We start from the raw sequence: 10,204 nt of genomic DNA, 5'->3' as shown, positions 1-10,204 counted from the left end.
CCCGGTGCCGAGCTCGAACCCGAGGGGTTCCGCTCACCGTCCCGCAGCGACTCTTTCGAGTGTAGGGACACCGAGGGCAGACGTCAAGTCAGGACCCGGACCGATTGCCGCTTCGGCGATCCGGGCCTCGGTCGCCCCCTGTTACGGGCTGTTTCTCAAGGCCCCGACGTGCGCGAAGCCCTCTGTCGGGCCCGCGTGGTGACGTCGGTTGTCACTAGCCATGGTACATCTTGCCCTCGTCATGCCCAAGGAAAACCTTTCCTTGAAACGGGCCGCGCCGGAACGGCCTGGAGGCCGGACGCACCTGGGCAGTCCCCACACGCGAAGGGGCCGACCTCCCGTTGGAAGCCGACCCCTGGACCGCCTGGGTCACTCGCCCCGCAAAACGGCACCGCCGATGTTGCGCTTGCCCTTGCGCAGAACCACGAAGCGCTCTTGGAGCACGTCGTCGGCGCTCAGCTTGGCGTCGATGTCGGTGACCTTGACGTTGTTCACGTACGCCCCGCCCTCCTGGATGGCGCGGCGGGCCGCCGACTTGCTCGGGGTCAGCCCGCTCTGGGCGAACAGGTCGGTAACGAGCAACTCCGTGACGGGGCCCGCCACCTCGGTCTTGGGCACCTCGGCCAGTGCGGACTCCAGGGTGCGCGCGTCCAGCTCGGACAGGTTCGCTCGGCCGAAGAGCGCCAGGCTGGCGTCCTTGACCTTGCGGGTCTCCTCCTCACCATGGACCAGCGTGGTGAGCTGTTCGGCGAGGGTGCGCTGGGCGGCCCGGGCCTGGGGGCGCTCCTGGGTCTGACGCTCCAGGTCGGCGATCTCCTCCTGGGACAGGAAGGTGAACACCTTGAGGTAGCGGATCACGTCACGGTCGTCGGCGTTGAACCAGAACTGGTAGAAGGCGTACGGCGAGGTGAGCTCGGGGTCGAGCCAGACGGTGCCGGACTCGGTCTTGCCGAACTTGGTGCCATCGGCCTTGGTGAGCAGGTTCGTGGTCAGGGCGTGTGCCGGGCCGTACGGCTCGTTGCCCTCCATGCGGCGGACCAGGTCCAGACCCGCGGTGATGTTGCCCCACTGGTCGGAACCCCCGGTCTGCAGAACGCAGCCATAGCGCCGGTACAGCTCCACGTAGTCGTAGGACTGGAGCAACACGTAGCTGAACTCGGTGTAGCTCATGCCATCGCCGTCGAGTCGGCTCTTGACGGTCTCCCGGGCCAGCATCTGGTTGATGCTGAAGTGCTTGCCGACATCGCGCAGCAGCTCGATCGCGTTGATCTCCCCGAGCCAGTCGCCGTTGTTGACGAGGATGGCGTCGGTGGGCTCGGCCTCCTCCCCCTCGGGGGTGAAACGCAGGAAGGACGATAGCTGGCCGGCGAGGTTGTCGACCCAGCCGCGGACCGTCTCCACCGAGTTCATCTGCCGCTCGGCGTTGGGCTTGGGGTCACCGATGAGACCGGTGCCTCCACCGACCAGAGCGATCGGCCGGTGACCCGCCTGCTGGAACCGGGCCAGGGTGAGCGCCTGGGTGAGGTGGCCGACGTGCAGGCTGCCCGCGGTGGGGTCGAACCCGCAATAGAGGGTGATCGGACCATCGGCCAGCGCCTTGCGGAGTGCGTCAAGGTCGGTCGTTTGCGCGATGAGGTCGCGCCACTGGAGTTCGTCGATGATGTCGATCACTGTGTAACTCTCTGTCGGATAGATAGGCGGGCCCCACGGCCCGATCTGCCTAGCAGTCTAGGCGGCCCACCGGGTGGCTCACCCGGTTCTCCCTGTCACCGCCACGCTATCGGGCTCGGCCATCGCGCCCTCGCCCTCCCAGCCCCGGTCCTTTGACACCACTCCTTGACCCCATTGGCTAATGGGGTTAGCTTTTTAGTTATAGAGATTAGCCTCAAGTGGGGAAGTACCGTCATGCGACACCTCCAACGCCCCGAGGGCCGGATCTCCTACGACCTCTACGGCCCCGACGACACCGGCCTCCTCGTGGTCTGTGTCCCCGGCATGTTCGACCACCGCGCCTCCTTCCACTCCCTCGGCCGGGCCCTGGCCGCCACCGGTCACCGGGTCGCCGTCATGGACCTGCGCGGGCATGGGGACAGCGACACCACCTTCGACTCCTACGACAGCCGTGCCGCCTCGAGCGACGCGATCGCTCTGGCCGAGGAACTCGGCGCGGGTGGAGAGGCAAGGCCGACTGTCATGGTCGGCAACTCGATGGGCGCCGCCGCCGTGACCATTGCCGCCATCGACCGACCCGACCTGGTGGCCGGGATCGCCCTGCTCGGTCCCTTCCTGCGTCCGGGCACACCGAACCCGGTCGAGCGCCTCATGCTGAAGCTCCTGCTGACCCGCCCCTGGGCACCCCGCGCGCTCACCCTCTTCTACGACAGGCTGCACTCCGGACGTACGCCCGAGGGGCACCGGGAACAGAAGGAGAGAATCCTGCGGATGCTGCGCCCCATCGACCGCTATCGGGCGATCCGCAAGACCATCGACGCGCCCAACGAGACCGTGGACCGGGCCGAGGGGATGTCGGCCGAGGCCGTCGTGATCATGGGAGAGCTGGACCCCGACTGGAAGGACCCTCACGCCGAGGCCCGGTGGGTGGCCTCGGTCGTCGATGGCCGTCTGGTCATGGTCCCTGACTGCGGCCACTACCCACAGTCCCAGCGCCCCGACGTGGTGGCTCCCGTCCTGCTCGACCTCATCGAGCGGGTGGTCGTCGATGGCTAGGGCCGGGCTGACCCCCGAACTGGTGGTGGCCGAGGCCTCCCGATTGTGCGACGAGAAGGGGTTCGACGCGCTCTCGCTCGCCGCGGTGGCCAAACGCTTCGGGGTGGCCACACCCAGTCTGTACAAGCACGTCGCCGGGTTGGACGAGCTGCACCGAAGGGTGGCACTGGCAGCCGTGGACGACCTCACCGAACGGCTGAGCGCGGCTGCGGTGGGCCGTTCGCGAGGCAGAGCGGTACACGCCCTCTTCGAGGCCTACCGTGGTTACGCGCACGAGCATCCCGGACGTTACACGGCACTCCAGCGGGCGCCTCGGTTGAACGACCCCGAGGCCCAGGCCGAGTTCGCCCGGCCGGTCGAGGTCATCGCCTCCGTCCTGCGTGGCTTCGACATCCCCCAGGAGCGGATGGTCCACACGATCAGGGCGTTGCGCAGTGCCCTGCACGGATTCATCGACCTGGAGACCCACGGCGGTTTCGGTATGCCGGAGAGCGTCGACGAGAGCTACACGCTGCTGGTCGAGGGGTTCGTGCGCGTACTCCAGCAGTGGCCCGCTCGGGGAGATGACTGATCGGTTCTCAGCGGCACGGACCCCTGGCTTCAGCCGTGGGGAGGCAGTCGAGCCGGCCGGACACTTCGCGGTGGCGATGACGACCTGGGTTTCAGTCGTTCCAGAGGATGCGTCAAGCTTGATGTTCCTGATCATCCCCTGAACACAGATGTTGGAGGCCCCCACATGTCGAAGAAGTCCTCCCGGCCCGGATCCGGTCGAGGCGGTGGCAAGCCCAAGTCCAAACTGACGGCCCTCGCCGGCTCGGTGGTCGGTGTCATCGTCATCGCCGTCGTGGCGTTGCAACAATTCGGTGTGATCGACCTCGACCTCGACCTCGGTGGTGGCGGAACCACCTCTGATTCCCAGGGGTCCCCCGATGGCGCCTCCTCCTCCGACGTCGACCAGGCCCGAGAGCGCCTGGAGGAGCTGCGGATCGAGGAGGAGCACGACCCGCCCGGTTACGACCGGGCCCTCTTCCCACACTGGGACGACAACGTCGAGGACAACTGCAGCGTCCGGCAGGTGGTGCTCTTGCGCGACGGCGAGAACGTGGAGACCGACGACAATTGTCAGCCGGTGTCCGGCAGCTGGTACAGCGCCTTTGACGGGGAGACCTTCGATGAGGCGCAGGACATCGACATCGACCACATGGTGGCCCTGAAGGAGGGGTGGCGTTCGGGCGCCCACGAATGGTCGACCGAGCAACGCCGGGAATTCGCCAACGACCTGGACTCTTCCCAGCTGTGGGCGGTGAGCGCCTCNCACCCGTTCCAAGGGTGACGCGGCCCCGTCGGACTGGCTGCCGCCGTTGGAGTCCGCGCACTGTGACTACGTGGTCTCGTGGATCGAGGTCAAACACGTGTGGGACCTGACCGTGGATCCGGACGAGGAAGCCGCCCTGCGTGAGGTGTTGGAGGGCTGTTGATGCCTCCTGGCGACCCTGTCGTGGATCCACCGTGATCCCTCCCGGCGGAATCACGCCTTGTCCCATCGCCCACGGCGCCCGGCCCGGGGTTCCTTCCCCGGGCCTGGACGTTCAGGCGGGGGCACCCTCGACGATCCCTCGGGCGGTGGCGAGCATCGCCTCCTCCCCCAGGAGCCCGGAGGCGTCGCGGACCTCGACCACGACTCCGGGCTCCGGGGTCCAGAACGCCTCGGCTCGGCCGTACAGGCCCAAGACGGTGCCCTGGTCGAACTCACCGAGCTCCCAGGTGGAGGGGTCACGTTCGTGGTAGCGGGTGAGGAACTCGCGGGCCGTGGCCAGGTCGGTGAGCTTGTCGCCGCGCAGTACCAGGACCTGGAGCACCACCTGGAAGCCCCCTCCCTCCTTGGCCTGTTCCCAGACCCGTGAGGTGAAGGACACGTCCTCCCATTCGTAGGTGAAGTCCGCCGGCGCGGTCCGCGCCCCGACCTGGGCGGGCAGGTGCGCGATCGTGAATCCGTCCAAGGGTCCTCCTCGAGGTCCGACGGCCGGAGCCGCCGCTGTGAGCACGGGCGCGAGCACGAGCACGAGTACGGCGGTCAACGCCGCCGTGGCCCACCTGGTCAGGGACATGGTCACCTCCGACGGTGACCATGGGACCGTCCCGGGCCACCGGTTTCCATGGTCGGTCGGGCGGTGGCCCGGTACCAGGGTGTCCTCGAACCTGTGGATAACTTCGGTCCGACACACCTCGCGCCGGTTCAGGACGGTACCCGCCGCGCGGGCTCAGTATCCGGCGATGTGGGAGTCGTACAGGAACTCGGCGATCGCCAGGGAGGAGGTCGCCGCGGGCGAGGGGGCGTTGCGCACACAGATCACCCGGCCATGTGTGTCCACCCGAAAGTCATCGAGCAGGGAGCCGTCCCTGCCGAGCGCTTGAGCACGCACCCCGGCAGGGGCCGGGCGCAGGTCCGCGGCGGTGATCTCGGGCAACAACCGGCGGGCTTGGGCGGCGAACACCGTTCGGGAGGCCGAGACGATGGTCTCTCGGACGCCCACCGTCCAGTGACGTCGGGCCAGATTCCAAAATCCCGGCCAGGCCAGGGTCCGCGCGAGTTCGCGAAGGTGCAGGTCTTGGGCTCGATAGCCTTCCAACGCGGTGGCGAGGATCGCGTTGGGGCCGGCCATGACCTCACCATGGACGTGACGGGTCAGATGGACGCCGAGGAAGGGGTACCGGGGGTCGGGTACCGGATAGAGGAGACCGCGGACCAGGTCCCGGCGCTGGGGGACGACCTCGTGGTAATGGCCTCGGAAGGGCACGATCCGGGGATCGGCGGCGGCTCCGGCCATACGGGCGAGCCCATCGCTGTGCAGGCCACCGCAGAGCACCAGCCGGTCGAAGCGGTGGATCGTGCGTTCCCCGTGGGGGTCGACGACCAGGGCCTCGGCACCGTCGTGGTCCTGGCGTAGGTCCACGACGGGTGTGTTGAGCAGGACTCTGCCCCCGAGGCGGCGGACGTCGTCGGCGAATTCCTCGGCGATCGCGACGAAGTCGGTGATGGCGGTGGTGGGCGAGTACAGTGCGGCCCGGCCGGCCGCGTGGGGTTCGATCTCGCGGATCCCCTCCTGACCGAGCCGGGTGAGGCCGGGGACCCCGTTCTCCTGGGCCCGACGCGCGATGTCGTCGAGGCGGGCCTCCTCCTCGGCGTCCACGGCCACGAGGAGCTTGCCCACCTCTTGGTAGGGCAGGTGGTCGAACTCGGCGCAGTACTCACGAAGCAGGGCCACACCGCGACGGCACAGGGTGGCTTTGAGCGATCCGGGTCGGTAGTAGAGACCGGCGTGGACGACCCCGCTGTTGTGGCCGGTCTGGTGCGCGGCGACTCGGTCCTCCTTCTCCAGGACGGTGACCCTACTGCCGGGACGGTGGAGGGTGATGTGACGGGCCAGGGCCAGGCCGATGATCCCCGCCCCGATGATGCCGATGTGTTCGGTGCTGCGCATGGGCTGCACGCTAGCAACGCCTGGAGCGAGTACCGGGCGGCGGGTGCGGGCACCCCGGACCCGAGGGTCGGGGCCACCCCGGCGGTCAGAGGGCGCGCAGGCCGACCAGGACGGCGTGCAGGATGTCCTGACGCTCCAGGTCTCGTGAAGGTCCGCAGCGTTGAAGGGACCCTTCGGAGAGCATCTCGGCGACCATGACCCTGACCTGGCCCACGGGCAGGGCTACCTCCGCCGCGAGCTCGGCGACCGTTCGGGCGCTCAGGGCGTGGTTGAGGATGGCCTCGCGTTCGGGTCTGAGCCATTCCCGTCCGCCCGGGTTCCTGGCCGCCATGACCAAGGTGAGCAGTTCGATCTCGGTGGGCCGGATGTCCGGCTGCGCGATCTGTTCCAGGGTGCCGGCCTCGATGGCGTAGGGGCGCAGGAAGCGTTCGTTCTCCGCGCTCTCCTCATGGGTGTGGTGGTCCTCGGTTCCGGTGGTCGCATGTGTCCTGTGCGTGCCGCGTGCGCCATGCGTGCCATGTGCCCCGTGGGCGCCACGCGTTCCGTGTCCCCAACGGTGGGCGTGGCGGCCCTCGACCTGACGGTCCTCAACGTTCACGGTTTCCTCCTGGTGTCTGTGGCGGGAAGGGCGTTCTTCCGTCGGGACCCGAGTGACCGTTGGGGCCGGAGGGCTGGGAGGAATGACGTGCCCCGAAGGCACCGGCCCGGTGGGGGGTGATGTGACCGGGTACCGGGTGGCTCGGTACCAAGTGGTCGGGCACGGGCTGGTTCGGCACCGGGCCCGTCCCCGTGGGGTGTCCCGGAGGGACGGGGATGACGATGTCGGCGGCCCCGGAGACCGTGAGCGGGTTGTCCACGGGTTCGAGCAGTCGGTCGGGGATCAGGGCGATGGCTCGGGTGCCCCCGTAGGGCGAGGGACGGAGCCAGACCCGAACTCCGTGGCGTTCGGCGAGACGGGCCACGACGAACAGGCCCAGGCGTGGCTCGTCTGGCAGCGCCATCACGTCGAACTCCGGAGGCTGCGTGAGGGTGCGTTCGGCGGCCGCGTAGCCCTGTTCGGACATGCCCAGACCCCGGTCCTCGATCTCCACCAAGAGCCCGCCACCGGTCGGTGCGCAGCCGACGTCCACCGGGGTTCCGGTCGGGGAGAACTGGGTGGCGTTCTCGACCAGTTCGGCGAGCAGGTGGACGATGTCGGCGACCGCCTGGCCGTGTATGAGCACGCGGGGCGCCGAGGTGAGTCGGACCCGCTCGAAGTCCTCGGTCTCGGCGATGGCCGCGCGCAGCACGTCCAGCAGGGGCCGGGGTTGGCGCCAGCGGCGGACGGACTGGCCACCGCCGAGGATGATGAGGTTGTCCGCGTAGCGTCGGGCCCGGGTCGCCAGGTGGTCCAGGCGAAAGAGTCGGCGCAGGGCCTGGGGGTCCTGTTCGTTGTACTCGATCTCGTCGAGCAGACGTAGCTGGCGTTGGAGCAGGGCCTGGTTGCGAAAGGCGATGCCCAGGAAGGCGCGGTTGGCGCCGCGACGGATCTCCGCTTGGCGGACGGCGGCCTCGACCGCGGTGATCTGGGCGCTGTCGAAGGCTTCGGCGACCTGGCCGATCTCGTCGTCACCCTGTTCGTCCAAGGGCGGAAGTTCGTCGACGACGTCGACCTTGTGGCCATGTTGCGCCCGTTCGATGATGTCGGGCAGGTCCAGGTCTCGTTCCAGGATCTGTTCGCGCAGTGCCGAAAGACGTCCGCTCAGGCGGCGGGAGGAGCGGCCCACGAGGGCGATGGCGATCGCGCCACCGAGCAGGCTGAGTGCGGCCCCGGCCGCGTACAGCCACATCCGTAGGAGCGAGGCGTTCCAGGCCAGGTCGACGGTGTGTTCGGTCTGGGCTTTGGTCAGGGTGTCCAGGGCCTCGATGGAGGGGGTGGAGGAGGCGTCCCATTCGTCGGCCTCCACCTCCACCGTGGAGTTCCATTCGCTCAGTGGTTCGCCCTCGGCCGCGTCGACCCCCTCGGCGACCGGTGGCCGGGTGACCACGCGCCGAGCCAGTCGTTCGGCCTCCATCCAGGAGGCCTCCTGGGTGATGGCCTCGTAGTCACTTCGCAGTGCGGAGGGCATCGTGTGGATCGCGCCGTCCAGGGTGGCGCGGTAGGAGGCGGTGAGGAAGGTGAAGTGCGCCGTCTCCTCGTAGGTCATCCGTCCGGCGGCGATGACGCCGGTCAGGAGTGCGTCGGCGGTCGCGTAGTCCTCTCGCGCGTTGACCAGCTCACGGGCCAGGACGGCGTCGGCGAGGTTCTCCCCACCGTCGGTGGTGTGGATCAGGGCGATGGAGGTGGTCTGGAGTGAGTCGATGAGGCCGCCGTAGGCGACCAGGACCTCGTCGCGGCCCAACGTGTGCTCGTCGACCGCCCCTCGCAGCCTCGTGAGTTCCTCGGGGGCCTTGAGCACCTCTTCGGCGCCTTGCCGGAGTTCTTGGTCGTCTCCACCGTCGAGTTCGGCGACCAGGGCGGCCGCGTTCTCGACGGCCTCGTCGCTCCGGGTGCGTTGTCGGTCCAGGTCCTCTTGGACCGTCGAGGTCTCCCCGCCGTCCTGGGCGCCCAGGTGCGCCATGGACAGGCGACGTTCGGCGCGGAGCTCCGCCATGGCGGCCGAGAGGACCTCGGTGCCTTGGCGCGTCTGCCCGACGGCTCTCATCTGTTGGGCACTCTGGACTGCCCCGATGCTCGTGACGATCAGCCAGAGCGCGAGGAAACACAAGCTCGGAATGAGCACGATGCGGGTGATTTGTCCGCGGATCGTCCGAGTGGACGCGTGGGTTTTTCGCATGGCCCCTCCAGCCCGTGCGGGTGCCGAGGATCGCGGGAGGCGATGCCACGGCGGCTTTCGGTCATGCAGAGGCTACCGAAAAACATTGCTCTTAGTTGTCTAATAATCACAATGCGTTATGAGTGTGGGCAAGAAAATCTCACCCCAAAGATGCTAAGTGGATGAACGCCCAGCTCAGTGGGGTGGAAACGGAACAGGACCGCCCTGTACACGGAGCGGTCCTGTTCGAAGTCCTGGCGGGGCGTGTCGCGCCCTCAGGACTCTGGGCGGTGTCGGGAACCCACCGGCGCGGGCAGCTCCTCGGCGGTCGGAGGTTGCTCCACTCCCAGGGAGTTCAGCACCTCGGCGTAACGCAGGGCGGCGATCTTGCCGAGGAGGCTGTCGGCACCCAAGGCCGCACCCGGGCGGGCACCGAAACGCTCGGCCAGGTCCGCGAGCCGGTCGGCCGGGAACTCCGGCCCCAGCGCGCTGGGCGCGATGACGGGCCGCACGCTACCGCCCTGACGCAGGTGGGAAACGACCTGCTCCATCGAGGCCTCGTCCTCCAGGTCCGCGGGCAGCACGGTCAGCCCCAGGCGGGCCGCGAGCAGGACCGCGGTCACCCCTGCGGCTCCCACGGCGCCCTCTCCACCGACCGCGCCGACGATGACGCCGTCGGCCATGGTGGTGTTGCGGGCGGTGACGCTGATCAGACGCATTCGGTCGGCTCGCACGAACCCGGCCTCGGCCAGGCGCAGGTGGAGTACCTCGGCGAGCATCGGATGCGGGCCGAGTCCTTCGGTGACACGGACGTCGGCACCGGTCTGGGCCATGGCGTCGTCGATCGCGGCGCTGGTGGCCGGGTGCGGGGCGGTGACCAACGGTACGACGACTCCGGAGAGTGGACGGTCCTCACCGTCGTCGAGGTCGGTCAGGGCCTCGGCCAGGGTCTGCCGGTCGCCTTCGATGTGTCCGTAGCGGATGGTGACTTCGGGACGGTAGGCCCGAACGAGGTCGGCCATCCGGGCGCCGATCGACTCACCGTCGGCCCCCTGAGCCTGTTCGGCCGTGCCCGGCACCGCCATGATCAGGGCGGGGGTACCGAACCAGTTGTCGAAGGACAACGGGTTGCGGTGACGTCCGGAGCGGCGCTTGGGCAGTTCCCGTGGGGGAAGTCGGTCAGAGTTTCGCATACCAGGA

Annotated in this window: 8 protein-coding genes and 1 pseudogene; 3 read left to right on the top strand and 6 right to left on the bottom strand. The window is 68.6% G+C overall.

All coding sequences use genetic code 11. From position 1 onward, the window contains the following. Positions 1 to 369: 369 nt before the first annotated feature. Positions 370 to 1,671: a tyrosine--tRNA ligase gene (gene tyrS / locus D472_RS0118880; RefSeq protein WP_017606030.1), complete on the bottom strand. Its 1,302-nt coding sequence runs from the start codon at positions 1,669 to 1,671 to the stop codon at positions 370 to 372. A gap of 234 nt (positions 1,672 to 1,905) precedes the next feature. Between tyrS and D472_RS0118875 the strand changes: the two genes are divergently transcribed. From D472_RS0118875 to D472_RS26880, 3 genes and pseudogenes are all read left to right on the top strand, one after another. Then, positions 1,906 to 2,727: an alpha/beta fold hydrolase gene (locus tag D472_RS0118875; RefSeq protein ID WP_017606029.1), complete on the top strand. Its 822-nt coding sequence runs from the start codon at positions 1,906 to 1,908 to the stop codon at positions 2,725 to 2,727. Then, positions 2,720 to 3,298, top strand: a complete 579-nt coding sequence (locus tag D472_RS0118870) for a TetR/AcrR family transcriptional regulator (RefSeq protein WP_017606028.1) — start codon at positions 2,720 to 2,722, stop codon at positions 3,296 to 3,298. Before D472_RS0118875 ends, D472_RS0118870 begins: the two co-directional genes overlap by 8 nt. A 165-nt stretch (positions 3,299 to 3,463) precedes the next feature. Next, positions 3,464 to 4,205 (top strand): annotated as a pseudogene (locus tag D472_RS26880) (GmrSD restriction endonuclease domain-containing protein). 111 nt (positions 4,206 to 4,316) lie between these two features. Here the strand turns inward: D472_RS26880 and D472_RS25945 are convergent. From D472_RS25945 to D472_RS0118840, 5 genes are all read right to left on the bottom strand, one after another. After that, positions 4,317 to 4,835 (bottom strand): hypothetical protein, encoded by a 519-nt coding sequence (locus tag D472_RS25945; RefSeq protein WP_017606027.1) that lies wholly within the window; start codon positions 4,833 to 4,835, stop codon positions 4,317 to 4,319. Positions 4,836 to 4,988: 153 nt separating this feature from the next. Continuing rightward, positions 4,989 to 6,209, bottom strand: a complete 1,221-nt coding sequence (lhgO, locus tag D472_RS0118855; protein WP_017606026.1) for an L-2-hydroxyglutarate oxidase — start codon at positions 6,207 to 6,209, stop codon at positions 4,989 to 4,991. 85 nt (positions 6,210 to 6,294) lie between these two features. Continuing rightward, positions 6,295 to 6,807 carry a DUF742 domain-containing protein gene (locus D472_RS27750; protein WP_017606025.1) on the bottom strand — a complete coding sequence of 171 codons (513 nt, stop codon included), beginning with the start codon at positions 6,805 to 6,807 and terminating at the stop codon, positions 6,295 to 6,297. Beyond that, positions 6,797 to 9,025, bottom strand: a complete 2,229-nt coding sequence (locus D472_RS0118845) for a sensor histidine kinase (RefSeq protein ID WP_017606024.1) — start codon at positions 9,023 to 9,025, stop codon at positions 6,797 to 6,799. Before D472_RS0118845 ends, D472_RS27750 begins: the two co-directional genes overlap by 11 nt. 254 nt (positions 9,026 to 9,279) lie before the next feature. Beyond that, complete coding sequence (locus D472_RS0118840; protein ID WP_017606023.1) at positions 9,280 to 10,197, bottom strand: sirohydrochlorin chelatase; 918 nt, start codon at positions 10,195 to 10,197, stop codon at positions 9,280 to 9,282. Between the last annotated feature and the right edge of the window lie 7 nt (positions 10,198 to 10,204).

This window comes from Nocardiopsis alkaliphila YIM 80379 (assembly GCF_000341005.1).
GTDB lineage: Bacteria > Actinomycetota > Actinomycetes > Streptosporangiales > Streptosporangiaceae > Nocardiopsis > Nocardiopsis alkaliphila.
This window is presented reverse-complemented; position numbering and strand designations above follow the sequence as displayed.